Below are 24124 nucleotides of genomic sequence, written 5' to 3' on the forward strand. Positions count from 1 at the left end.
CCTTCGCAGATTCTGTTGCAGCCTTGAAAACCACCTTGCCCCTTGAACCTGGTTTTTCCGGCCCCATATAGCCGTCATCCAAGGCGAGCCTGGCTCGCAGTCCACAAAATTGCGCAGGAGAGACCCCATGGCTGATGAGCAGCTGAACGAGAAAGACCTTAACGTGGAAGAAACCGGTGCAGGCAATGCAGCTGATACCCGTGTTCTGGAGCTCGAGGAACAGCTGGCCGCAGCCAAGGACCAGGCGCTGCGCGCCGTTGCCGACCTGCAGAACGTACGCCGTCGTGCCGAGCAGGACGTGGAAAAAGCCCACAAGTTCGCCCTGGAGAAGTTCTCCAGCGACTTGCTGCCGGTGATCGACAGCCTGGAGCTGGCCCTGGCTCACTCCAGTGCCGAGGATGAGCACGTCAAGCAGATCCGCGAAGGTGTCGAGCTGACCCTGAAGATGTTCCAGGACACGCTCAAGCGCTACAACCTTGAAGCGGTCGACCCGCACGGCCAGCCGTTCAACCCTGAGCACCACCAGGCCATGGCCATGCAGGAAAACGCCGAGGTCGAGCCAAACAGCGTGCTGAACGTGTTCCAGAAGGGTTACCTGCTGAACGGCCGCCTGCTGCGCCCCGCCATGGTGGTGGTCAGCAAGGCGCCGAGCGCGGCGCAACCCTCGATCAATGAAAAGGCTTGAAATCCTTCCGGGCATCCCCATCTAGGTGTCAAGCCTTCAAGTATTACCGCAGTTGGCCAAAGTAGTCGCTGCTACCAAATTCAAGTTTCGGGAGAGTTAACATGGGCAAAATCATCGGTATCGACCTGGGGACCACCAACTCGTGCGTCTCCATTCTGGAAAACGGTAACGTCAAAGTCATCGAAAACGCCGAAGGTGCGCGTACTACCCCTTCGATCGTGGCCTACGCCAACGATGGCGAAATCCTGGTTGGCCAGTCGGCCAAGCGCCAGGCCGTCACCAACCCGCACAACACCCTGTTCGCAGTGAAGCGCCTGATTGGCCGCCGCTTCGAAGAAGATGTCGTGCAGAAAGACATCAAGCTGGTGCCGTACAAGATCGTCAAGGCGAACAACGGTGACGCCTGGGTCGAGGCTGCTGGCAAGGAAATGGCTCCGCCGCAGATCAGCGCCGAAGTCCTGAAGAAAATGAAGAAGACCGCCGAAGACTACCTCGGCGAGCCAGTCACCGAAGCGGTCATCACCGTTCCGGCCTACTTCAACGACAGCCAGCGTCAGGCGACCAAAGACGCCGGCCGCATCGCTGGCCTGGACGTAAAACGCATTATCAACGAGCCGACTGCCGCTGCGCTGGCCTACGGTATGGACAAGGCCAAGGGCGACCACACCGTCATCGTTTATGACCTGGGTGGTGGTACCTTCGACGTTTCGGTCATCGAAATCGCCGAAGTCGACGGTGAGCACCAGTTCGAAGTACTGGCTACCAACGGCGACACCTTCCTGGGTGGCGAAGACTTCGACATGCGCCTGATCGACTACCTTGTCGACGAGTTCAAGAAAGAGTCGGGCATGGACCTGAAGAACGATCCTCTGGCCCTGCAGCGCCTGAAAGAAGCCGCAGAAAAGGCCAAGATCGAGCTGTCGTCCGCTCAGTCGACCGACGTCAACCTGCCGTACATCACTGCAGATGCCACCGGTCCTAAGCACCTGAATGTGAAGATCTCCCGCGCCAAGCTGGAGTCGCTGGTCGAAGACCTGGTCAAGCGTACCATCGAGCCTTGCCGCATCGCCCTGAAAGACGCTGGCATCGACGCCAGCAAGATCGACGACGTGATCCTGGTCGGCGGTCAGACCCGCATGCCGCTGGTGCAGAAAGAAGTGGCCGACTTCTTCGGTAAGGAAGCGCGCAAGGACGTGAACCCGGACGAAGCGGTTGCCATGGGTGCTGCCATCCAGGGTGCGGTACTGGCCGGTGACGTGAAAGACGTACTGCTGCTGGACGTCAGCCCGCTGACCCTGGGTATCGAAACCATGGGCGGCGTGATGACCGCGCTGATCGAGAAGAACACCACCATCCCGACCAAGAAGTCGCAGGTGTTCTCGACTGCCGACGACAACCAGAGCGCCGTGACCATTCACGTGCTGCAGGGTGAGCGTAAGCAGGCTGCGCAGAACAAGTCGCTGGGCAAGTTCGACCTGGCTGACATTCCGCCAGCACCGCGTGGCGTGCCGCAAATCGAAGTGACCTTCGACATCGACGCCAACGGCATCCTGCACGTAGGCGCGAAAGACAAGGCTACCGGCAAGACTCAGTCGATCGTGATCAAGGCCAACTCCGGCCTGTCGGACGAAGAAATCGAGCGCATGGTGCGTGACGCCGAGGCCAACGCCGAGGAAGACCGCAAGTTCGAAGAGCTGGCCGCTGCCCGTAACCAGGGTGACGCGCTGGTGCACTCGACCCGCAAGATGGTCGCTGACGCAGGTGACAAGGTTACCGCTGAAGAGAAAACCGCCATCGAGGCCGCCGTTGTTGCCCTGGAAGCCGCTGTCAAAGGCGACGACAAGGCTGCCATCGACGCCAAGGTTGAAGAGCTGTCCAAGGTCTCTGCCCCGGTTGCCCAGAAGATGTACGCCGAGCAGTCGGCTGAACAGCCTCAGGGTGGCGCGCAGCAGGCCGAGCCGGAAGCCAAGCACGATGACGTGGTTGACGCCGAGTTCGAAGAAGTGAAAGACAACAACAAGCAGTAATCCCTGCATGTTGTCGGCCAGTTCACCGTCGTTTGCCGGTGAGCTGGTAGGATGTCGCCGCGCGGGGGCTTGCTCCCGCGTTGGCGTATCTGGAATTCGAGAATTTTTACAGCATCTGTCAGTGGCTTTTAAGGGTAGCGGGCGGGTGCTGATGGCGTGGCGCAGATGCCAGACGCCCAACAAGGTGCAAATGACCTATGTCCAAGCGTGATTATTATGAGGTCCTGGGTGTCGAGCGCGGCGCCACTGAAGCGGACCTCAAGAAGGCTTACCGCCGTTTGGCGATGAAGTACCACCCGGACCGCAACCCGGGCGATAAAGAATCGGAAGACAAGTTCAAGGAGGCCAACGAGGCCTACGAAGTGCTGTCGGACGCTAGCAAGCGTGCGGCCTTCGACCAGTATGGCCATGCAGGTGTCGACCCAAGCATGGGTGGCGGTGGTGCCGGCTTTGGTGGTGCCAACTTCTCCGACATCTTCGGTGATGTGTTCAGCGACTTCTTCGGTGGCGGCGGCCGCGGTGGTGGTCGAGGCGGTGCCCAGCGCGGCAGCGACCTGCGCTACACCCTGGAACTGAACCTGGAAGAAGCGGTGCGTGGCACTACGGTCAGCATCCGCGTGCCCACCCTGGTCAACTGCCAGCCTTGCGACGGTTCCGGTGCCAAGAAGGGCTCGACCCCGTCGACCTGCCCGACCTGCGGCGGCATCGGCCAGGTGCGCATGCAGCAAGGCTTCTTCTCGGTGCAGCAGACCTGCCCGCGCTGCCATGGCCAAGGCAAGATCATTACCGACCCGTGCACTTCGTGCCACGGTGAAGGGCGTGTCGAGGAATACAAGACGCTGTCGGTCAAGGTGCCGGCAGGTGTTGATACCGGCGACCGCATCCGTCTGTCGGGTGAGGGCGAGGCGGGTACTCATGGTGGCCCGACTGGCGACCTGTACGTGGTGATCAGCGTGCGTGAGCACGAAATCTTCCAGCGTGATGGCAAGCACCTGTACTGTGAAGTACCGATCAGCTACACCGATGCTGCCCTGGGCGGCGAGCTGGAAGTGCCGACCCTGGATGGTCGTGTGAAGCTGAGGATTCCGGAAGGTACCCAGACCGGTAAGCAGTTCCGTCTGCGTGGCAAGGGTGTTGCCCCGGTGCGTGGCGGTGGCGCGGGCGACCTGCTGTGCCGTGTGGCCGTAGAAACCCCGGTCAACCTCAGCCGTCGCCAGCGCGAGTTGCTCGAAGAGCTGCGTGATTCGCTGGAAGGCGACAGTTCCCACTCGCCCAAGGCCAGCGGCTGGTTCGATGGTGTGAAGCGCTTCTTCGGCGATCTCTGACAAGGAACAGGTTATGCGACGTATTGCAGTGATGGGCGCGGCGGGGCGGATGGGTAAAACCCTCATCGAAGCCGTGCAACAAACCTCAGGTGCAGGGCTGACTGCGGCAATTGATCGCCCTGACAGCTCGTTGGTCGGGGCTGATGCCGGAGAGCTGGCGGCACTTGGCCGAATTGGCGTGCTGTTGTCCGACGACCTGGCCAAGGTTGCCGACGAGTTCGATGTGCTGATCGATTTCACTCACCCCTCGGTGACCCTGAAAAACCTGGCGTTCTGCCGCAAGCACGGCAAGGCGATGATCATCGGCACGACCGGTTTTACAGTCGAAGAGAAGCAGTTGTTGGCTGAGGCTGGCAAGGACATTCCTATCGTGTTCGCCGCCAACTTCAGCGTGGGTGTCAACCTTAGCCTGAAGCTGCTGGATATGGCTGCGCGGGTGCTGGGCGATGATGTCGATATCGAAATCATCGAGGCGCACCACCGGCACAAGGTCGATGCCCCGTCGGGTACTGCACTGCGCATGGGTGAAGTGGTTGCCAATGCGCTGGGCCGTGACCTGCAGGAAGTGGCCGTGTATGGCCGTGAAGGGCAGACTGGCGCGCGGGATCGCAAAACCATCGGTTTCGCCACCGTGCGTGCCGGCGATGTGGTGGGCGATCACACTGTGTTGTTCGCTGCCGAAGGCGAGCGCCTGGAAATCACCCACAAGGCCTCCAGCCGCATGACCTTCGCCAAGGGTGCCGTACGTGCGGCGCTGTGGCTGGATGGGCGTGAGCCGGGGCTGTACGACATGCAGGATGTGCTCGAGCTGCGTTAAGCCGTTCTGGCGGTGCTGGCTGCTTCGCGGGCTTGCCCGCTCCCACAGGTATTGCGCGGGTCTTGTGGCTTGTGGTGGGCCTGTGGGAGCGGGCGAGCCCGCGAAGAAGCCAATACAGATGTCAGCCTGTCGCATTGATGTGTTTTAGAGGCACATCCGCGGTAGACCGAAAACACACTTTTCTGTAAGCTACAGCTTTAGTGTGTCCACTAAAAGCGCGCAGCGAATTGAATTCAGCACATGAAAGCGGGGTGACGTGTCCATACGTCACTCCGCTTTTTTGCAACCTGCGATCGCCCTTTCATGCTTGATTTACGGGAGGTCTTCTTGACAAAGCCAGCCATACTCGCCCTTGCCGACGGCAGTATTTTCCGCGGTGAAGCCATCGGTGCCGACGGTCAGACCGTTGGTGAGGTGGTATTCAACACCGCTATGACCGGCTACCAGGAAATCCTTACAGACCCTTCCTACGCGCAGCAAATCGTTACCCTGACCTACCCGCACATCGGCAACACCGGTACTACCCCGGAAGACGCCGAGTCGAACCGCGTCTGGTCCGCTGGCCTGGTCATCCGTGACCTGCCGCTGCTGGCCAGCAACTGGCGCAACACCCAGTCGCTGCCTGAGTACCTCAAGGCCAACAACGTCGTTGCCATCGCCGGCATCGACACTCGTCGCCTGACCCGTATCCTGCGTGAAAAGGGCGCCCAGAACGGCTGCATTCTGGCGGGTGACAACATCAGCGAAGAAGCCGCCATCGCTGCTGCCCGCGGCTTCCCGGGCCTGAAGGGCATGGACCTGGCCAAGGTCGTCTCCACCAAGGAGCGTTACGAGTGGCGCTCCAGTGTGTGGGAGCTGAAAACCGACAGCCACCCGACCATCGAGGCTGCCGACCTGCCGTACCACGTGGTTGCCTTCGACTACGGCGTCAAGCTGAACATTCTGCGCATGCTGGTAGCCCGTGGCTGCCGCGTGACCGTGGTGCCAGCCCAGACCCCGGCCAGCGAAGTGCTGGCACTCAACCCGGACGGCGTGTTCCTGTCCAACGGCCCTGGTGACCCCGAGCCGTGCGACTACGCGATCCAGGCGATCAAGGAAATCCTCGAAACCGAGATTCCGGTATTCGGCATCTGCCTCGGCCACCAGCTGCTGGCCCTGGCCTCCGGTGCCAAGACCGTGAAAATGGGCCACGGCCACCACGGTGCCAACCACCCGGTCCAGGACCTGGATACCGGCGTGGTCATGATCACCAGCCAGAACCACGGCTTTGCCGTTGACGAAGCGACCCTGCCGGGTAACGTTCGCGCCATTCACAAGTCGCTGTTCGACGGCACCCTGCAGGGTATCGAGCGTACCGACAAGAGCGCGTTCAGCTTCCAGGGCCACCCTGAAGCGAGCCCAGGCCCGACCGACGTCGCGCCTCTGTTCGATCGTTTCACCGATGCCATGGCCAAGCGCCGCTGAGCATCCTGCTTCAAGGCCCCGGGCCGGCACCTGCCGTGCCCGGAAGCGCCTGACCCAGATTGTTCAAAGCGGCTTGCCGACTGACCCCGGATTTGAGTGACCACCATGCCAAAACGTACAGACATCAAAAGCATCCTGATTCTCGGCGCTGGCCCGATCGTGATCGGCCAGGCCTGCGAATTCGACTACTCCGGCGCCCAGGCCTGTAAAGCCCTGCGCGAGGAAGGTTTCCGCGTCATCCTGGTGAACTCCAACCCAGCCACCATCATGACCGACCCGGCCATGGCCGACGCCACCTACATCGAGCCGATCAAGTGGCAATCGGTCGCCAAGATCATCGAAAAAGAGCGCCCGGACGCCGTTTTGCCGACCATGGGTGGCCAGACCGCACTGAACTGCGCCCTGGACCTGGAGCGCCACGGCGTTCTGGAGAAGTTCGGCGTAGAGATGATCGGTGCCAACGCTGACACCATCGACAAGGCTGAAGACCGTTCGCGCTTCGACAAGGCGATGAAGGACATCGGCCTGGAGTGCCCGCGCTCCGGTATCGCCCACAGCATGGAAGAGGCCAATGCGGTCCTCGAGAAGCTTGGCTTCCCGTGCATCATTCGCCCATCGTTCACCATGGGCGGCACCGGTGGTGGTATCGCTTACAACCGTGAAGAGTTCGAGGAAATCTGCACCCGCGGTCTGGACCTGTCGCCGACCAAAGAGCTGCTGATCGACGAATCGCTGATCGGCTGGAAAGAGTACGAGATGGAAGTGGTCCGCGACAAAAAGGACAACTGCATCATCGTCTGCTCGATCGAGAACTTCGACCCGATGGGTGTGCACACCGGTGACTCGATCACTGTTGCTCCGGCACAGACCCTGACCGACAAGGAATACCAGATCATGCGCAACGCCTCGCTGGCGGTGCTGCGTGAAATCGGTGTGGAAACCGGTGGTTCCAACGTCCAGTTCGGCATTTGCCCGAACACCGGCCGCATGGTCGTCATCGAGATGAACCCGCGCGTATCGCGTTCGTCCGCCCTGGCTTCCAAGGCCACCGGCTTCCCGATCGCCAAGATCGCCGCCAAGCTGGCCATTGGTTACACCCTCGACGAGCTGCAGAACGACATCACTGGCGGTCGCACCCCGGCGTCCTTCGAGCCGTCGATCGACTACGTCGTCACCAAGCTGCCACGCTTCGCTTTCGAGAAATTCCCGAAAGCCGACGCCCGTCTGACCACCCAGATGAAATCCGTGGGTGAAGTCATGGCCATCGGCCGTACTTTCCAGGAATCCCTGCAGAAAGCCCTGCGCGGCCTGGAAGTCGGCGCCTGCGGCCTCGACCCGAAAGTCGACCTGGCCAGCCCGGAAGCCGCCAGCATCCTCAAGCGCGAACTGACCGTGCCGGGTGCCGAGCGTATCTGGTACGTGGCTGACGCCATGCGTTCGGGCATGACCTGCGAAGAAATCTTCAATCTGACCGGCATCGACATGTGGTTCCTGGTGCAGATGGAAGACCTGATCAAGGAAGAAGAGAAGGTCAAGACCCTGGCTTTGTCGTCGATCGACAAGGACTACATGCTGCGCCTCAAGCGCAAGGGCTTCTCGGACCAGCGTCTGGCAGTACTGCTGGGTATCACCGACAAGAACCTGCGCCGCCACCGCCACAAGCTGGAAGTGTTCCCGGTGTACAAGCGCGTCGACACCTGCGCCGCCGAGTTCGCCACCGACACCGCCTACCTGTACTCCACCTACGAGGAAGAGTGCGAGGCCAACCCGTCGACCCGCGACAAGATCATGATCCTGGGTGGTGGCCCTAACCGTATCGGCCAGGGTATCGAGTTCGACTACTGCTGCGTACACGCAGCCCTGGCGCTGCGTGAAGACGGTTACGAGACCATCATGGTCAACTGCAACCCGGAAACCGTCTCCACCGACTATGACACTTCCGATCGCCTGTACTTCGAGCCGCTGACCCTGGAAGACGTGCTGGAAGTCTGCCGCGTCGAGAAGCCGAAGGGCGTGATCGTTCACTACGGCGGCCAGACCCCGCTGAAGCTGGCCCGCGCTCTGGAAGAAGCTGGCGTGCCGATCATCGGTACCAGCCCTGACGCCATCGACCGCGCCGAAGACCGTGAGCGCTTCCAGCAGATGGTTCAGCGCCTGAGCCTGCTGCAGCCGCCAAACGCTACCGTGCGCAGCGAAGAAGAAGCCATCCGTGCTGCGGGCAGCATCGGCTATCCGCTGGTCGTGCGTCCGTCCTACGTACTGGGCGGCCGTGCCATGGAGATCGTCTACGAACTGGACGAGCTCAAGCGCTACCTGCGTGAAGCAGTACAAGTGTCGAACGATAGCCCGGTACTGCTCGACCACTTCCTCAACTGCGCCATCGAGATGGACGTGGATGCGGTGTGCGACGGCACCGACGTGGTCATCGGCGCAATCATGCAGCACATCGAACAGGCCGGTGTTCACTCCGGTGACTCGGCGTGCTCGCTGCCACCTTACTCGCTGAGCAAGGAAGTGCAGGACGAAGTCCGCGTTCAGGTCAAGAAAATGGCCCTGGAGCTGGGCGTGGTCGGCCTGATGAACGTGCAGTTGGCCCTGCAGGGTGACAAGATCTACGTGATCGAAGTCAACCCGCGTGCCTCGCGTACCGTACCGTTCGTGTCCAAGTGCATCGGCACGTCCCTGGCGATGATCGCAGCCCGTGTCATGGCGGGTAAAACCCTGAAAGAGCTGGGCTTCACCCAGGAAATCATCCCGAACTTCTACAGCGTCAAGGAAGCCGTCTTCCCGTTCGCCAAGTTCCCAGGGGTTGACCCGATCCTCGGCCCTGAGATGAAATCGACCGGTGAAGTGATGGGTGTCGGTGACAGCTTCGGTGAAGCCTTCGCCAAGGCCCAGATGGGTGCAAGCGAAGTGCTGCCGACCGGTGGTACTGCGTTCATCAGCGTGCGTGACGACGACAAGCCACAAGTGGCTGGCGTTGCCCGCGACCTGATCGCCCTGGGCTTCGAAGTGGTTGCCACTGCCGGCACTGCCAAGGTTATCGAGGCGGCCGGCTTGAAAGTGCGCCGTGTGAACAAAGTGACCGAAGGTCGCCCACACGTGGTCGACATGATCAAGAACGACGAAGTGTCGCTGATCATCAACACCACCGAAGGGCGCCAGTCGATCGCCGATTCCTATTCGATTCGTCGCAATGCGCTGCAGCACAAGATTTACTGCACCACTACCATTGCGGCTGGTGAAGCCATCTGCGAAGCGCTGAAATTCGGTCCGGAAAAGACCGTTCGTCGCTTGCAAGATCTGCATGCAGGACTGAAAGCATGAGCATTACCAAATACCCGATGACCGTCCAGGGCGCTCGCGCCCTGGAAGAGGAACACCTGTTTCTGAGCAAGACCGAGCGCCCGCGCCTGAGTCAGGCCATTGGTGAGGCACGTGAGCTGGGTGACCTCAAGGAAAACGCTGAATATCATGCAGCCCGTGAGGAGCAGGGCATGGTCGAAGCGCGTATCCGTGATATCGAAGGCCGTCTGCAGAACTCGGTGGTCATCGATGTGACCACTATCCCTCACACCGGCAAGGTGATTTTCGGTACCACCGTGGTACTGGCCAACACCGAAACCGATGAAGAGGTGTCCTACCAGATCGTTGGCGAGGATGAAGCCGACGTGAAGCAGGGCAAGCTGTCGAGCGGCGCACCTATCGCCCGTGCCATCATCGGCAAGGAAGAAGGTGATACTGTCGTCGTCAAGACGCCTAGCGGCACGGTCGAGTACGAGATTGTCGAAGTCAAGCACATCTGACCGGCGCCTGCGGGCGCCATCCCTTGAGGGGATCCTCTGGCAGCTGGCCCAGGTTTTCTGGGTCGGTGGCCTGTGGGTGTTCCATGTGGGGCTGGTGCCTGCGCTCAAGGTCAGTGGCCTGGCGCCGCTGCTGGTGCAGGATGTTGCCGGGCAGATCGACCGCTGGTTGATCGGCGTGGCGTTGCTTGGCTTGTTGACTCAGCTGGCAGTGCTGGCGAGGGTGGACGGCCTGGCGGCCTGGTGGCGGCAGTTCCGCGGCCAGATGCTGTTGCTCGGCTTCGGTGCCTGCGTGGGGTATTACACCTTGCGCTACGGTATTTCCGTGGGCGAGCGCTGGCAGATGTTCTGCTTCCTGGTGCTGGGTTTTTCCGGCGTCGTGCTGGTGGCCCAGCCGGTACCGGTCAGGGCGCGTTCACCGCGCCACTGATCGGCGCTACCGTTACTTGTAACGGTGGATGTTGGACAGCTGCTTGTTCGGCTGTGGGTTCTTGCGGTAGATCAGGGCTTTCTTGCCGATGGTCTGCACCAGCTCGGCACGGCCGGCCTTGCACAGCTCGGCGATGGTTTCGGCGCGCTCCTCGCGGTCTTCCGAGCGAATCTCGACCTTGATCAGCTCATGGTCGACCAGCGCGCGCTCCAGTTCGGCGATGACGCCTTCATTCAAACCGTTGCCAGCAACGATCAGGACCGGCTTCAGGTCATGACCAATGGACTTGTATTGCTTCTTCTGCTCGTTATTGAGCGGCATAATCTGACCCTTTCCGTCTGATTCTGTAAAATTGACCGGCATTTTACCCGAGGGCCACCGGCTCCGCCCAGTCAATCACGACGCATATCATCGAGGTGCCCCGTGGTACAACGTTCCAAAAGCAGCGCAAACTGGCTGCGAGAGCATTTCAACGACCCTTTTGTGAAGCAGGCGCAGAAGGATGGGTATCGCTCGCGTGCGAGCTACAAGCTGCTGGAGATCCAGGAGAAGGACCGCATTATCCGCCCAGGCATGAGCGTGATCGATCTCGGCGCGGCCCCTGGTGGCTGGTCCCAGGTGACCAGTCGTCTGATTGGTGGCCAAGGTCGCCTGATCGCTTCGGACATTCTGGAAATGGACGCGATCGCCGACGTGACCTTCATTCAGGGGGACTTCACCCAGGACGAAGTGCTGCAGCGCATTCTCGAAGCGGTCGGCGATTCGCATGTAGACCTTGTGATTTCCGACATGGCCCCCAATATGAGTGGTACGCCCGCGGTAGACATTCCGCGTGCCATGTTCCTCTGCGAGTTGGCCCTCGATCTGGCAACCCGTGTACTCAAGCCCGGGGGCGACTTCCTGATCAAGATTTTCCAGGGCGAAGGTTTTGACGTGTACCTGAAGGACGTGCGCAGCAAGTTCGACAAGGTGCAAATGCGCAAGCCGTCGTCGTCGCGGGACCGTTCCCGGGAGCAATACCTGTTGGGCAGGGGCTTCAAAGGGTAATGAAAGGTGTGAAGCGGGGTGGTCGATAGTTAATTCCAATCGGCCGCTGCGTCAGGATCGTCCGAACTTCGTGTAGTCTAGCTTTCACAAAGGGTTACAGACGGTGCCTGCGGCTGCGTAGGTAATGTAGTAAGTTAGGGCGATGAATATCATGCGAGGCACGGCTGCGTCGTGCGCCGGCCTCAGAGGGTAGCTAATTGAACGACATGGCAAAGAATCTGATCCTGTGGTTGATCATCGCAGCTGTCCTGGTGACAGTGATGAACAACTTCTCCAGCCCTAACGAGCCGCAGACCCTCAACTACTCCGACTTCATCCAGCAGGTCAAGGATGGCAAGGTCGAGCGTGTGACTGTCGATGGCTACATCATTACTGGCAAGCGCAGCGATGGCGACAACTTCAAGACTGTGCGCCCGGCCATCACCGACAATGGCCTGATTGGCGATCTGGTCGACAACCACGTGGTCGTCGAAGGCAAGCAGCCTGAGCAACAGAGCATCTGGACACAGTTGCTGGTGGCGAGCTTCCCGATCCTGGTGATCATTGCCGTGTTCATGTTCTTCATGCGCCAGATGCAAGGTGGTGCGGGCGGCAAGGGCGGGCCGATGAGCTTCGGCAAGAGCAAGGCCCGCCTGCTGTCCGAAGACCAGGTCAAGACCACGCTGGCTGACGTTGCCGGCTGCGACGAGGCCAAGGAAGAGGTTGGCGAGCTGGTCGAGTTCCTGCGCGATCCGGGCAAGTTTCAGCGCCTGGGTGGCCGTATCCCGCGCGGTGTGCTGATGGTTGGCCCGCCCGGTACCGGTAAGACCCTGCTGGCCAAGGCCATTGCGGGCGAAGCGAAAGTACCGTTCTTCACCATTTCCGGTTCGGACTTCGTGGAAATGTTCGTGGGTGTCGGTGCCAGCCGTGTGCGCGACATGTTCGAGCAGGCCAAGAAGCACGCCCCGTGCATCATCTTCATCGACGAGATCGACGCCGTTGGTCGCCACCGTGGCGCCGGCATGGGTGGCGGTCACGACGAGCGTGAACAAACCCTCAACCAGTTGCTGGTGGAGATGGACGGCTTCGAGATGAACGATGGCATCATCGTCATCGCCGCCACCAACCGTCCGGATGTGCTCGACCCGGCGCTGCTGCGCCCGGGCCGCTTCGACCGCCAGGTGGTGGTTGGCCTGCCGGACATTCGTGGCCGCGAGCAGATCCTCAAGGTGCACATGCGCAAGGTACCGATCGGCGAGAACGTCAATCCGGCGGTCATCGCGCGTGGTACCCCAGGCTTCTCCGGCGCCGACCTGGCCAACCTGGTCAACGAGGCTTCGCTGTTTGCCGCGCGTTCCAACAAGCGCCTGGTCGAAATGAAAGAGTTCGAGCTGGCCAAGGACAAGATCATGATGGGCGCCGAGCGCAAGACCATGGTCATGTCCGAAAAAGAAAAGAGAAACACCGCCTATCACGAGGCCGGCCACGCCATTGTCGGTCGCCTGGTGCCTGAGCACGACCCGGTCTACAAGGTTTCGATCATCCCGCGTGGTCGTGCCTTGGGTGTGACCATGTTCCTGCCGGAAGAAGACCGCTACAGCCTGTCCAAGCGTGCGCTGATCAGCCAGATCTGCTCGCTGTATGGCGGCCGTATCGCCGAGGAGATGACCTTGGGCTTCGATGGCGTGACCACCGGCGCGTCCAACGACATCATGCGGGCCAGCCAGCTCGCTCGTAACATGGTCACCAAATGGGGCCTGTCCGAGAAGCTCGGCCCGCTGATGTATGCAGAGGAAGAGGGCGAAGTGTTCCTCGGCCGTAGTGCCGGCAGCCAGCATGCCAGTGTGTCCGGCGAGACTGCCAAACTGATCGACTCCGAGGTGCGCAGCATCATCGATCAGTGCTATGCCACTGCCAAGCAGTTGCTGATCGACAACCGCGACAAGCTCGAGGCGATGACTGAAGCGCTGATGAAGTACGAGACCATCGATGCCGATCAGATTGACGACATCATGGCTGGGCGCACACCACGTGAACCGCGTGATTGGGACGACGACAAGCACTCGGGCACGCCTGCGGCCCAGGATGATCGTCCGGAATCGCCAATCGGCGGCCCAGCGGCTGAACACTAAGGGCATCTATGAGCTCAGTGCAGTACCCGACCCGGTTGCCTTGCGGCAGCCGGGTTCTTGATTTGTCGCATACCCATGTGATGGGTATTCTCAATATCACCCCCGATTCCTTCTCCGATGGCGGTCGCTTCAGTCAGCGCGACGAAGCCCTGCGCCATGCCGAAGCGATGGTTGCCGCTGGCGCAACGCTGATCGATATCGGTGGCGAGTCCACGCGCCCGGGTGCGCGTGCAGTGTCGGTGACCGAGGAGCTGGAACGTGTGGCGCCAATGGTCGAGGCCATCAACAGCCGCCTCGACGTGGTCATTTCGGTCGATACCTCCACACCTGCCGTCATGCGCGAAGCTGCACGCCTTGGTGCCGGGCTGATCAACGACGTGCGGGCCCTGGAGCGCGATGGCGCCCTGGACGCTGCGGCGGATACCGGTCTGCCGGTGTGCCTCATGCACATGCGTGGCGAGCCAGGCAACATGCAGGACGATCCGCATTACCAGGACGTGACTGCCGACGTCACGCGTTATCTTGAACAGCGGATGGCCGCCTGCGCAGCTGCGGGCATCGACGCTGACAGAATCATCCTTGACCCGGGCTTCGGTTTCGCCAAGACACTGGCGCACAATCTGAGCCTGTTCAAGCACATGGAAGCGCTCTATCGCCTTGGGCGCCCACTGCTGGTGGGCGTTTCACGAAAGAGCATGATCGGCCTGACGCTGGAACGTCCGGTCGGCGAGCGCTTGTACGGCAGCCTTGCGCTGGCGGCGTTGGCCATGACCAAAGGGGCGAGCATCCTTCGTGTACATGACGTGGCCGAAACCGTTGATGTGGTGCGCATGATCGCTGCGGTGCAAAACGCCGAATAAGAACATTGGAGTCCCTATGAGCAGAAAATACTTTGGTACCGACGGCATTCGTGGCCGCGTCGGCGAATACCCGATCACGCCTGACTTCATGCTGAAGCTCGGCTGGGCGGCCGGCATGGCCTTCCGCAAGCAAGGCCATTGCCGCGTGCTGGTGGGCAAGGACACCCGTATCTCCGGGTACATGTTCGAGTCCGCACTTGAAGCCGGCCTGTCCGCAGCAGGTGCCGATGTGATGCTGCTCGGGCCGATGCCGACCCCGGCCATCGCTTACCTCACGCGTACCTTCCACGCCGAAGCCGGCATCGTCATCAGTGCCTCGCACAACCCGCACGACGACAACGGCATCAAGTTCTTCTCGGGCCAGGGCACCAAGCTGCCGGACGAGGTCGAGCTGATGATCGAAGAGCTGCTCGACCAACCGATGACCGTTGTCGAGTCGGGCAAGCTGGGCAAGGTTTCGCGTATCAATGATGCCGCCGGCCGCTACATCGAATTCTGCAAAAGCAGCGTGCCGAGCAGCACCAGCTTCGAGGGCCTCAAGCTGGTGGTCGACTGCGCCCATGGTGCTACCTACAAGGTTGCGCCCAGCGTATTCCGTGAGCTGGGTGCCGACGTGACCGTGCTGCATGCACAACCGGATGGCCTGAACATCAACGAAGGTTGCGGCTCGACACACATCGAATCGCTACAGGCCGCTGTACTGGTCGGGCATGCCGATCTCGGCATTGCCTTTGACGGTGACGGCGATCGCGTGCTGATGGTCGACCACACGGGTGCCATCGTCGACGGTGACGAACTGCTGTTCATCATTGCGCGCGACCTGCAGGAGCATGGCAAGCTGCAAGGCGGGGTGGTCGGCACGCTGATGAGTAACCTGGGCCTGGAGCTGGCGCTCAAGGACCTGGACATCCCGTTCGTGCGGGCCAAGGTCGGCGACCGTTACGTCATGGCCGAGCTGTTGGAGCGTCAATGGCTGGTCGGCGGTGAAAACTCCGGTCACGTCGTGTGCTGCAACCACACTACCACCGGCGATGCGATCATTGCCGCGCTGCAGGTGCTGATGGCGCTCAAACGCCGTGGCGAAACCCTGGCCCAGGCCCGCCAGGCCCTGCGCAAGTGTCCGCAGGTGCTGATCAATGTGCGCTTTGGCGCCAGCAAGGTCGACCCGCTGGAGCACCCGGCCGTCAAGGAAGCCAGTGCCAAGGTTACCGAAGCGCTGGCGGGGCGTGGTCGTGTGCTGTTGCGCAAGTCCGGTACCGAACCGTTGGTCCGGGTCATGGTTGAGGGCGAAGACGAAACCCAGGTGCGGGCCCATGCTGAAGCGCTGGCCAAACTGGTCGGCGAAGTTTGTGTCTGAAGGCGCTTGCCAGCGCAGATCTGGTTGGGTAAGATCTGCGCCCACTTTGACCGACGAGGTAAAGCATGCGTCGCCCTATGGTAGCTGGTAACTGGAAAATGCACGGTACCCGCGCTAGCGTCGCTGAGCTGACCAAAGGCTTGAGTAATCTCGCCTTGCCGAGCGGAGTGGAAGTCGCCGTATTTCCACCGGCCTTGTTCATCAATCAAGTGATCGATGGCCTGGCAGGTAAAGAAATTACTATCGGCGCACAGAATTCTGCTGTACAACCCGAACAGGGTGCGCTGACTGGGGAAGTTGCTCCCGAGCAGCTGGTTGAAGCAGGTTGCAAGTTGGTGTTGATTGGTCATTCGGAGCGTCGCCAGATTATTGGTGAAACCGACGAAGTACTCAATCGCAAGTTTGCAGCCGCTCAGGCCAAAGGCTTGAAGCCAGTGCTTTGCATAGGGGAAACCCTTGAAGAGCGCGAGGCTGGCAAAACGCTCGAAGTTGTCGGGCGTCAACTAAGCAGTATCATCGAAGCATTCGGTGTTAAGGCTTTTGCCGATGCAGTAATTGCCTATGAGCCTGTATGGGCCATCGGTACAGGCCTTACGGCCACGCCACAGCAGGCCCAGGATGTGCACGCCGCCATCCGCGGCCAGCTGGCGGCAGAAGATGCTGAAGTGGCTGCGAAGGTGCAGTTGCTATACGGCGGCAGCGTGAAGGCGGCCAATGCGGCCGAACTGTTCGGCATGCCGGATATCGATGGGGGGCTCATTGGTGGGGCTTCCCTGAACGCAGACGAATTCGGTGCAATTTGTCGCGCCGCAGGAAACTGAACAAATGCTGGAAACAGTCATCGTTGTTTTTCATCTGTTGGCAGCGCTGTCGCTTGTAGTGCTGGTTCTGTTGCAACAGGGTAAAGGTGCTGAAGCAGGTGCATCTTTCGGCGCGGGTGCCTCAAACACCGTGTTCGGGAGCCAAGGCTCTGCAACGTTCCTAAGTAAATTAACTGCTATACTCGCTGCCACTTTCTTTTTGACAGCACTTGGGTTAGGATACTTCGCGAAGCAACAAGCTCACCAGCTTAGCCAAGCAGGTCTTCCAGATCCAGCAGTGCTAGAAGTGAAAGAGCCGCAGAAACCGGCAGTTAATGATGATGTACCGGTGCTCCAGCAGCAGAAGAGCGAAACCACCCATAATACCGGTGATGTACCTCCTCCGGCTCAAGAGCAGAAGTAACGGGTTTCAAGTAGTAGTATTGCCGAGGTGGTGGAATTGGTAGACACGCAACCTTGAGGTGGTTGTGCCCATAGGGTGTAGGGGTTCGAGTCCCCTTCTCGGTACCAATTAAAGCTTGAGAGCCCGCTTTAGCGGGCTTTCTTGTAGGTGAATGTTTGGATTTGACCCTCAACAGGGTTCGGTCTTATACTTTTGCCCCAGCTTTGTCGCGGGGTGGAGCAGCTTGGTAGCTCGTCGGGCTCATAACCCGAAGGTCGTTGGTTCAAATCCAGCCCCCGCAACCAGCTTCAGCGGAGCCCCTTTTCAGGGGCTTTTTGCTAACCGAACAGTTTCGGCGTCGTTGTCCTACGGCGCTTTCAGGGATGGGCGCTTCGCCCATTTTTTATTTGCACAGCATGCACGAGGGGGTTCAGGTGTCGAGCAAGCTAGAACAGTTGCAGGCCTTGTTGGCCCCGGTTGTCGAGGGTCTGGGCTATCAGTGCTGGGGGATCGAATACGTTTCCCAGGGTAAGCATTCGGTACTGCGCATCTACATCGACAAGGAAGGCGGTATTCTGGTGGACGACTGCGAAGCGGTCAGCCGTCAGGCCAGCGCAATCCTCGATGTAGAAGATCCAATCAGCAGTGAGTACACCCTCGAGGTGTCTTCTCCAGGCATGGATCGCCCACTGTTCACGCTGGAACAGTTTGCCTCGCATGCCGGCGAACAAGTGAAGATCAAGCTGCGCTCACCCTTCGAGGGTCGTCGTAACTTCCAGGGCCTTCTCCGCGGTGTGGAGGAGCAGGATGTGGTGGTCCAGGTGGACAATCAGGAGTTCCTGTTACCGATCGACTCGATCGACAAGGCCAATATTATTCCCAGTTTTGACTGAGACGTGCCGGGCCCGGCGGACTATCCGGGCCCAATGGCTTGCGCAAGGCGAGGCGTACGATGAGCAAAGAAGTACTGCTGGTTGTTGAATCGGTATCCAACGAAAAAGGTGTACCGCCCGGCGTCATTTTCGAAGCGCTGGAAGTGGCCCTGGCCACTGCAACCAAAAAACGTTTTGAAGACGAAGTCGACCTTCGTGTGGAAATCAACCGCCACACGGGTAGCTACGAGACTTTCCGTCGCTGGACCGTGGTCGACGAAGCCGATCTTGATGATCCGGCGATCGAGACCTGGCTGGACAAGATCAAGGACACCCACCCTGAAGCCAAGGTCGGTGACGTGATCGAAGAGAAGATCGAGTCCATCGAGTTCGGTCGTATTGCCGCCCAGACCGCCAAGCAGGTCATCGTGCAGAAGGTCCGTGAGGCCGAGCGTGCCCAGGTGGTCGATGCCTACCGTGAGCGCGTTGGCGAGATCATCTCCGGTACCGTAAAAAAGGTTACCCGCGACAACGTCATCGTTGACCTGGGCAACAACGCAGAGGCCTTGCTGGCCCGCGAAGACATCATTCCGCGCGAAACCTTCCGTGTTGGCGTGCGCCTGCGTGCGCTGCTCAAGGAAATTCGCACCGAAAACCGTGGCCCACAGCTGATCCTGTCGCGCACCGCGCCGCAGATGCTGATCGAGCTTTTCCGCATTGAAGTGCCGGAAATTGCCGAGGGCCTCATTGAAGTCATGGCTGCTTCCCGTGATCCGGGTTCGCGAGCCAAGATTGCCGTCCGCTCCAAGGACAAGCGTATCGATCCGCAAGGTGCCTGCATTGGCATGCGTGGTTCGCGCGTCCAGGCCGTATCCGGGGAGCTGGGTGGTGAGCGTGTGGATATCGTCCTTTGGGACGATAACCCGGCGCAGTTCGTCATCAACGCCATGTCGCCGGCTGAAGTCGCGGCGATCATCGTTGATGAAGATGCCCATGCCATGGACATCGCCGTCGCCGAGGACAACCTGGCCCAGGCCATTGGCCGTGGCGGTCAGAACGTTCGCCTGGCCAGTCAGTTGACCGGCTGGACCCTGAACGTGATGACCGAAAAGGACATCCAGGCCAAGCAACAGGCCGAAACCGGTGACATCCTGCGCAATTTCATCGAAGAACTGGAAGTCGACGAGGAGCTGGCCCAAGTGCTGGTCGACGAAGGCTTCACCAGCCTTGAAGAAATTGCCTACGTACCGTTGGAAGAAATGCTCAACATCGATGGCTTTGACGAAGACATCGTCAATGAGCTCCGCGCTCGAGCCAAGGACCGTTTGTTGACCAAGGCCATCGCTACCGAAGAAAAACTGGCAGACGCCCACCCGGCCGAAGACCTGCTCTCCCTTGAGGGCATGGACAAAGACCTGGCGGCTGAACTGGCGGTGCGCGGCGTGGTTAACCGCGAAGACCTGGCCGAGCAGTCGATCGACGATCTGCTCGACATCGACGGCATCGACGAAGAGCGTGCCGGCAAGTTGATCATGGCCGCCCGAGCCCACTGGTTCGAGTAATTAGGCGCGGCCTGAGGAGAGAAGTGCATGACGCAAGTCACGGTGAAAGAACTGGCCCAAGAGGTCGAGGCACCGGTAGAGCGCCTGCTGCAGCAGATGCGTGAGGCAGGTCTGCCGCACACCGACGCCGGTCAGGTAGTGACCGACAATGAGAAGCAGACCCTGCTGACTCATTTGAAAAGCAGCCACAAGAGCAAGGCGGAAGAGCCGCGCAAGATTACCTTGCAGCGCAAAACCACCAGCACCCTGCGTGTCGCCGGTAGCAAAAGCATCAGCGTAGAAGTACGCAAGAAGAAAGTTTTCGTTCAGCGCAGCCCTGAAGAAATCCAGGCTGAGCAGAAGCGTGAGCAAGATGAGCGCCGCGCGGCTGAAAATGCCGCTCGCGACAAGGTCGAGGCCGAAGTTCGCCAGCGCAACGAAGAGCAGGCTCGCCGTCAGGCGGCCGGCTCCGCAGCCGCCGCTCCTGCACCTGCCGCCAAGCCAGAGCCGGCGCCTGCCGCTGCTCCGGCCCCGGTAGTCGCAGACGCCCCGGCCTCTGAAGACGCCGCAGCCCGTGCTGCCGAGCGCAAGAAAGACGAGACCCGTCGCAACGAAAGCCGTACCCGTGATGACGACCGTCGTCGTGGCGAAGCACCTCGTGTGTCGATCAAGGTCAAGGTCAAGGAGAAGGAAAAAGCGCCGACTCCACGTGCGGCTCCGCGCACTACCGACGAAGAGAGCGATGGCGCTCGTCGTGGCCGTGGTGGCAAGAGCAAGCTGAAAAAGCGTAATCAGCACGGCTTCCAGAACCCGACCGGCCCCGTCATCCGTGACGTGACCATCGGCGAGACCATCACGGTCTCCGAGCTGGCTAACCAGATGTCCGTCAAGGGCGCTGAAGTGGTCAAGTTCATGTTCAAGATGGGTACCCCGGTCACCATCAACCAGGTGCTCGACCAGGAAACCGCTCAGCTGATCGCAGAAGAGCTGGGCCACAAGGTCACGCTGGTCAGCGATACCGCCCTGGAAGACTCCCTGGCCGAATCGCTGAAGTTCGAAGGCCAGACCGAGTCGCGTGCGCCGGTGGTTACCGTCATGGGTCACGTTGACCATGGTAAGACCTCGCTGCTCGACTACATCCGTCGTGCCAAGGTTGCCGCTGGCGAAGCCGGTGGTATTACCCAGCACATCGGTGCCTACCACGTGGAAACCGACCGCGGCATGGTCACCTTCCTCGATACCCCAGGTCACGCTGCGTTTACCCAGATGCGTGCCCGTGGTGCCAAGGCGACCGACATCGTCATCCTGGTGGTGGCGGCGGACGACGGTGTGATGCCACAAACCCGCGAAGCCGTTCAGCATGCCAAGGCAGCCGGTGTTCCGCTGGTCGTTGCGGTGAACAAGATCGACAAGCCAGGTGCTGACCTCGATCGCATCCGTAACGAGCTGTCCGTCGAAGGCGTTACCTCTGAGGACTGGGGTGGTGACACGCCGTTCGTCAAGGTTTCGGCGAAGATGGGTACCGGTGTCGACGAGCTGCTCGAAGCCGTTCTGCTGCAGGCCGAGATCCTCGAGCTGACCGCTACCCCGACCGCCCCAGGTCGTGGCGTGGTCGTCGAATCGCGCCTGGACAAGGGCCGTGGCCCGGTGGCGACCATCCTGGTTCAGGACGGTACCCTGCGTCAGGGCGACATGGTCCTGTGCGGTTCCAACTATGGCCGCGTACGCGCCATGCTCGACGAGAACGGCAAGCCTGTGAAGGAAGCCGGCCCGTCGATCCCGGTCGAAATCCTCGGCCTGGACGGTACTCCGGAAGCCGGTGACGAGCTGTCCGTGGTTGCCGACGAGAAGAAAGCCCGTGAAGTTGCCCTGTTCCGTCAAGGCAAGTATCGCGAGGTCAAGCTGGCCCGTGCTCACGCCGGCAAGCTGGAAAACATCTTCGAGACCATGGGTCAGGAAGAGAAGAAAACCCTCAACATCGTTCTCAAGACCGATGTGCGTGGTTCTCTTGAAGCGCTGCAGGGTTCGCTCGGCGGCCTGGGCAACGACGAAGTGCAAGTGCGCGTGATTGGTGGTGGCGTCGGTGGTATCACCGAGAGCGATGCCAACCTGGCGCTGGCTTCGAATGCAGTACTGTTCGGCTTCAACGTGCGTGCCGATGCCGGTGCGCGCAAGATCGTCGAGCAGGAAGGTCTGGATATGCGTTACTACAACGTGATCTACGACATCATCGAAGACGTCAAGAAGGCCCTGACCGGCATGCTCGGCAGCGATGTTCGCGAGAACATCCTGGGTGTCGCCGAAGTACGTGACGTGTTCCGTTCGCCGAAGTTCGGCGCCATCGCTGGCTGTATGGTCATCGAGGGTACCGTGTACCGCAACCGTCCGATCCGCGTACTGCGCGATGACGTTGTGATCTTCGAAGGCGAGCTGGAATCGCTGCGTCGCTTCAAGGACGATGCTTCCGAAGTCCGTTCGGGCATGGAGTGCGGTATTGGCGTCAAGAGCTACAACGACGTCAAGGTCGGCGACAAGATCGAAGTCTTCGAGAAAGTCCAGGTGGCTCGTACCCTTTAAGGGCGAGCGAGCCGCAAGCGCCTGCTACAGGGCGGCTTGCGGTACCTCTTCAGGTAGCGCCCGGTCAGGCATTCGTCTGTCCGGGCGTTTGCCGCTTTAAGTTACAGGTAGCAAGAATGGCCAAAGAATATAGCCGTACCCAACGTATTGGCGATCAGATGCAGCGCGAGCTGGCCGAGCTGATCCGTCGCGAAGTCAAGGACCCGCGTGTCGGTCTGGTGACCATCACCGCCGTGGACGTAAGCCGTGACCTGGGCCATGCCAAGGTGTTCATCACCGTCATGGGCGAGGAAACCCCGGATGCCGTGCAGCAGTCGCTCAAGGCATTGAATAGCGCCGCCAGCTTCCTGCGTCTGCACCTGGGGCGTTCGATGCAACTGCGCAGCGTGCCGCAGCTGCACTTCCATTTCGATGAAAGTGTCAGCCGTGGTGTGCACCTGTCGGCGCTGATCGAGCGTGCAGTGGCCGAAGACCGCCTGCACAAGGATGCCGACGAGTCGGACACCAAGGAGTAAGTGGTGGCCCAGGTCAAACGTATCCGCCGCAATGTCAGCGGCATCATCCTGCTCGACAAGCCGCTGGGCTTCACTTCCAATGCCGCCTTGCAGAAGGTGCGTTGGCTGCTCAACGCGGAAAAGGCCGGCCACACCGGTAGCCTCGACCCGCTGGCGACCGGCGTGTTGCCGCTGTGCTTCGGTGAAGCGACCAAGTTTTCGCAGTACTTGCTCGATTCCGACAAGGGCTACGAAACCGTCATGCAGATGGGGCAGACTACCAACACCGGCGATGCCGAGGGTGAGGTGCTGCAGACCCGCGACGTGACCGTTGGTCGCGCCGACATCGAGGCGCTGCTGCCACGTTTTCGCGGCCAGATCAGCCAGATACCGCCGATGTACTCGGCGCTCAAGCGTGATGGCCAGCCGTTGTACAAACTGGCACGTGCAGGAGAGGTAGTGGAGCGCGAGGCGCGTTCTGTTACTATTAACCGCTTGGAGTTGCTCGAGTGCGAAGGCACCCGTGCACGGCTGAGCGTAGGATGCAGCAAAGGTACCTATATCCGCACGCTGGTGGAGGATATCGGTGAAGCCCTTGGTTGCGGCGCCTATGTCGCCGAGCTGCGCAGGACCCAGGCAGGGCCCTTTGCGCTGGCACAGACGGTCACCCTCGAGGAGCTCGAACAGGCCCACGCCGAAGGTGGCAACGAAGCGCTCGACCGCTTCCTGATGCCATCGGACAGCGGGCTGCAGGACTGGCCGTTGGTCAGCCTGTCGGAACACAGTGCGTTCTACTGGCTGCATGGGCAGGCGGTACGCGCGCCGGACGCGCCACAATTTGGCATGGTCCGGGTACAGGATCACAACGCACGCTTCATCGGTATCGGTGAAGTGAGCGAAGACGGGCGCATTGCGCCGCGTCGGCTGATTCGGTCGGAATGACCGAAACCGCGGGGCCAGGCAGTTGCCGAGCCCCACGGCATCAAGGGTGGCTGTCAGTAGGCACGGTCACACCTTTTTTATTAATACAGGGATTTGTCCCTGGCCTATTGGACCCCGCATGCGGGATCCGTTATCAGGAGAAGCCAAATGGCCCTCAGCGTTGAAGAAAAAGCTCAGATCGTTGCCGAATATCAGCAAGCCGCCGGCGATACCGGTAGCCCGGAAGTGCAGGTTGCTCTGCTGACCGCCAACATCAACAAGCTGCAAGGCCACTTCAAGGCCAACGATAAAGACCACCACTCCCGTCGTGGTCTGATCCGTATGGTCAACCAGCGTCGTAAGCTGCTGGATTACCTGAAGGGCAAAGACACCACTCGTTACAGCGCCCTGATCGGTCGCCTGGGCCTGCGTCGCTAATAGCGGCCTGGTCAGTGGTGTGCGTGGGGTGTCGCAGGCTTCGGCAGGGCTGTTTTGCAGCGCTGCCGTTGGACATGCCACGCGTATCTCCGAGGTTGGCAGCCTGGCTATGCTGAGCGGTTTTTCCGCTTGGTGCCAGGCTCCCAGCCTCG

Annotated in this window: 21 protein-coding genes and 2 tRNA genes; 22 read left to right on the forward strand and 1 reads right to left on the reverse strand. The window is 60.4% G+C overall.

The window, feature by feature from the left end:
• The first annotated feature begins 127 nt into the window (after positions 1-127).
• From grpE to J3A98_RS01015, 8 genes are all read left to right on the forward strand, one after another.
• Positions 128-685: a nucleotide exchange factor GrpE gene (gene grpE / locus J3A98_RS00980; protein WP_012053755.1), complete on the forward strand. Its 558-nt coding sequence runs from the start codon at positions 128-130 to the stop codon at positions 683-685.
• 101 nt (positions 686-786) lie between these two features.
• The gene (dnaK, locus tag J3A98_RS00985) at positions 787-2712 is read left to right on the forward strand and encodes a molecular chaperone DnaK (RefSeq protein WP_010955366.1); all 1926 of its coding nucleotides are present in this window, start codon (positions 787-789) and stop codon (positions 2710-2712) included.
• A 197-nt stretch (positions 2713-2909) separates the two neighbouring features.
• Positions 2910-4037: a molecular chaperone DnaJ gene (gene dnaJ, locus J3A98_RS00990; protein ID WP_176685382.1), complete on the forward strand. Its 1128-nt coding sequence runs from the start codon at positions 2910-2912 to the stop codon at positions 4035-4037.
• A gap of 13 nt (positions 4038-4050) precedes the next feature.
• Entirely contained in the window at positions 4051-4854 is an 804-nt protein-coding gene (dapB, locus tag J3A98_RS00995) for a 4-hydroxy-tetrahydrodipicolinate reductase (RefSeq protein WP_012053753.1), read from the forward strand.
• 327 nt (positions 4855-5181) lie between these two features.
• A complete protein-coding gene (gene carA / locus J3A98_RS01000; protein ID WP_016391781.1) occupies positions 5182-6318 on the forward strand; it encodes a glutamine-hydrolyzing carbamoyl-phosphate synthase small subunit in 1137 nt (378 codons plus the stop codon).
• Positions 6319-6423: 105 nt separating this feature from the next.
• Entirely contained in the window at positions 6424-9645 is a 3222-nt protein-coding gene (carB, locus tag J3A98_RS01005; protein WP_028697606.1) for a carbamoyl-phosphate synthase large subunit, read from the forward strand.
• Positions 9642-10124: a transcription elongation factor GreA gene (gene greA, locus J3A98_RS01010; RefSeq protein ID WP_013974292.1), complete on the forward strand. Its 483-nt coding sequence runs from the start codon at positions 9642-9644 to the stop codon at positions 10122-10124. The genes carB and greA overlap by 4 nt, the downstream gene beginning before the upstream one ends.
• Positions 10102-10551, forward strand: a complete 450-nt coding sequence (locus J3A98_RS01015; protein WP_209963392.1) for an MFS transporter — start codon at positions 10102-10104, stop codon at positions 10549-10551. Before greA ends, J3A98_RS01015 begins: the two co-directional genes overlap by 23 nt.
• A gap of 12 nt (positions 10552-10563) precedes the next feature.
• Here the strand turns inward: J3A98_RS01015 and yhbY are convergent, their stop codons facing one another.
• Positions 10564-10872, reverse strand: a complete 309-nt coding sequence (gene yhbY, locus J3A98_RS01020; protein ID WP_003249945.1) for a ribosome assembly RNA-binding protein YhbY — start codon at positions 10870-10872, stop codon at positions 10564-10566.
• Between the two features lie 102 nt (positions 10873-10974).
• On the opposite strand from yhbY, the gene rlmE reads away from it, so the two are divergent.
• The 14 genes from rlmE (at position 10975) to rpsO (ending at position 23972) form a co-directional block, all read left to right on the forward strand.
• Complete coding sequence (gene rlmE, locus J3A98_RS01025; protein WP_176685379.1) at positions 10975-11598, forward strand: 23S rRNA (uridine(2552)-2'-O)-methyltransferase RlmE; 624 nt, start codon at positions 10975-10977, stop codon at positions 11596-11598.
• Between the two features lie 206 nt (positions 11599-11804).
• Positions 11805-13709 (forward strand): ATP-dependent zinc metalloprotease FtsH, encoded by a 1905-nt coding sequence (ftsH, locus tag J3A98_RS01030; RefSeq protein WP_209963394.1) that lies wholly within the window; start codon positions 11805-11807, stop codon positions 13707-13709.
• 8 nt (positions 13710-13717) lie between these two features.
• Positions 13718-14569 carry a dihydropteroate synthase gene (gene folP / locus J3A98_RS01035; protein ID WP_003249952.1) on the forward strand — a complete coding sequence of 284 codons (852 nt, stop codon included), beginning with the start codon at positions 13718-13720 and terminating at the stop codon, positions 14567-14569.
• Positions 14570-14585: 16 nt separating this feature from the next.
• A complete protein-coding gene (gene glmM / locus J3A98_RS01040; protein WP_176685378.1) occupies positions 14586-15926 on the forward strand; it encodes a phosphoglucosamine mutase in 1341 nt (446 codons plus the stop codon).
• 65 nt (positions 15927-15991) lie between these two features.
• On the forward strand, positions 15992-16747 hold the full coding sequence (gene tpiA, locus J3A98_RS01045) for a triose-phosphate isomerase (protein WP_176685377.1): 756 nt from the start codon (positions 15992-15994) through the stop codon (positions 16745-16747).
• A 4-nt stretch (positions 16748-16751) separates the two neighbouring features.
• Positions 16752-17150 carry a preprotein translocase subunit SecG gene (gene secG, locus J3A98_RS01050; protein WP_176685376.1) on the forward strand — a complete coding sequence of 133 codons (399 nt, stop codon included), beginning with the start codon at positions 16752-16754 and terminating at the stop codon, positions 17148-17150.
• Positions 17151-17171: 21 nt separating this feature from the next.
• Positions 17172-17257, forward strand: a tRNA-Leu gene (locus J3A98_RS01055).
• Between the two features lie 100 nt (positions 17258-17357).
• Positions 17358-17434: transfer RNA gene (locus J3A98_RS01060), tRNA-Met, on the forward strand.
• 129 nt (positions 17435-17563) lie between these two features.
• A complete protein-coding gene (gene rimP, locus J3A98_RS01065) occupies positions 17564-18022 on the forward strand; it encodes a ribosome maturation factor RimP (RefSeq protein WP_003249960.1) in 459 nt (152 codons plus the stop codon).
• 59 nt (positions 18023-18081) lie between these two features.
• Positions 18082-19563, forward strand: a complete 1482-nt coding sequence (nusA, locus tag J3A98_RS01070) for a transcription termination factor NusA (protein WP_003249963.1) — start codon at positions 18082-18084, stop codon at positions 19561-19563.
• A 27-nt stretch (positions 19564-19590) separates the two neighbouring features.
• Entirely contained in the window at positions 19591-22119 is a 2529-nt protein-coding gene (infB, locus tag J3A98_RS01075; protein WP_021784326.1) for a translation initiation factor IF-2, read from the forward strand.
• 116 nt (positions 22120-22235) lie between these two features.
• Positions 22236-22634, forward strand: a complete 399-nt coding sequence (rbfA, locus tag J3A98_RS01080) for a 30S ribosome-binding factor RbfA (RefSeq protein ID WP_003249967.1) — start codon at positions 22236-22238, stop codon at positions 22632-22634.
• A gap of 3 nt (positions 22635-22637) precedes the next feature.
• Entirely contained in the window at positions 22638-23555 is a 918-nt protein-coding gene (truB, locus tag J3A98_RS01085; protein WP_209963395.1) for a tRNA pseudouridine(55) synthase TruB, read from the forward strand.
• Between the two features lie 147 nt (positions 23556-23702).
• The gene (gene rpsO / locus J3A98_RS01090) at positions 23703-23972 is read left to right on the forward strand and encodes a 30S ribosomal protein S15 (protein WP_003249971.1); all 270 of its coding nucleotides are present in this window, start codon (positions 23703-23705) and stop codon (positions 23970-23972) included.
• Positions 23973-24124 lie beyond the last annotated feature (152 nt).

The sequence above is a fragment of the Pseudomonas sp. BP6 genome (assembly GCF_017875935.1).
GTDB classification, from domain to species: Bacteria; Pseudomonadota; Gammaproteobacteria; order Pseudomonadales; family Pseudomonadaceae; genus Aquipseudomonas; species Aquipseudomonas putida_Y.

Excerpts from the sequence above, each read along its gene's own strand:
- grpE (WP_012053755.1), top strand. The coding sequence starts at position 128 with ATGGCTGATGAGCAGCTGAACGAGAAAGACCTTAACGTGGAAGAAACC.
- dnaK (WP_010955366.1), top strand. The coding sequence starts at position 787 with ATGGGCAAAATCATCGGTATCGACCTGGGGACCACCAACTCGTGCGTC.
- dnaJ (WP_176685382.1), top strand. The coding sequence starts at position 2,910 with ATGTCCAAGCGTGATTATTATGAGGTCCTGGGTGTCGAGCGCGGCGCC.
- dapB (WP_012053753.1), top strand. The coding sequence starts at position 4,051 with ATGCGACGTATTGCAGTGATGGGCGCGGCGGGGCGGATGGGTAAAACC.
- carB (WP_028697606.1), top strand. The coding sequence starts at position 6,424 with ATGCCAAAACGTACAGACATCAAAAGCATCCTGATTCTCGGCGCTGGC.
- greA (WP_013974292.1), top strand. The coding sequence starts at position 9,642 with ATGAGCATTACCAAATACCCGATGACCGTCCAGGGCGCTCGCGCCCTG.
- yhbY (WP_003249945.1), bottom strand. The coding sequence starts at position 10,872 with ATGCCGCTCAATAACGAGCAGAAGAAGCAATACAAGTCCATTGGTCAT.
- ftsH (WP_209963394.1), top strand. The coding sequence starts at position 11,805 with ATGGCAAAGAATCTGATCCTGTGGTTGATCATCGCAGCTGTCCTGGTG.
- folP (WP_003249952.1), top strand. The coding sequence starts at position 13,718 with ATGAGCTCAGTGCAGTACCCGACCCGGTTGCCTTGCGGCAGCCGGGTT.
- glmM (WP_176685378.1), top strand. The coding sequence starts at position 14,586 with ATGAGCAGAAAATACTTTGGTACCGACGGCATTCGTGGCCGCGTCGGC.
- tpiA (WP_176685377.1), top strand. The coding sequence starts at position 15,992 with ATGCGTCGCCCTATGGTAGCTGGTAACTGGAAAATGCACGGTACCCGC.
- secG (WP_176685376.1), top strand. The coding sequence starts at position 16,752 with ATGCTGGAAACAGTCATCGTTGTTTTTCATCTGTTGGCAGCGCTGTCG.
- nusA (WP_003249963.1), top strand. The coding sequence starts at position 18,082 with ATGAGCAAAGAAGTACTGCTGGTTGTTGAATCGGTATCCAACGAAAAA.
- infB (WP_021784326.1), top strand. The coding sequence starts at position 19,591 with ATGACGCAAGTCACGGTGAAAGAACTGGCCCAAGAGGTCGAGGCACCG.
- rbfA (WP_003249967.1), top strand. The coding sequence starts at position 22,236 with ATGGCCAAAGAATATAGCCGTACCCAACGTATTGGCGATCAGATGCAG.
- rpsO (WP_003249971.1), top strand. The coding sequence starts at position 23,703 with ATGGCCCTCAGCGTTGAAGAAAAAGCTCAGATCGTTGCCGAATATCAG.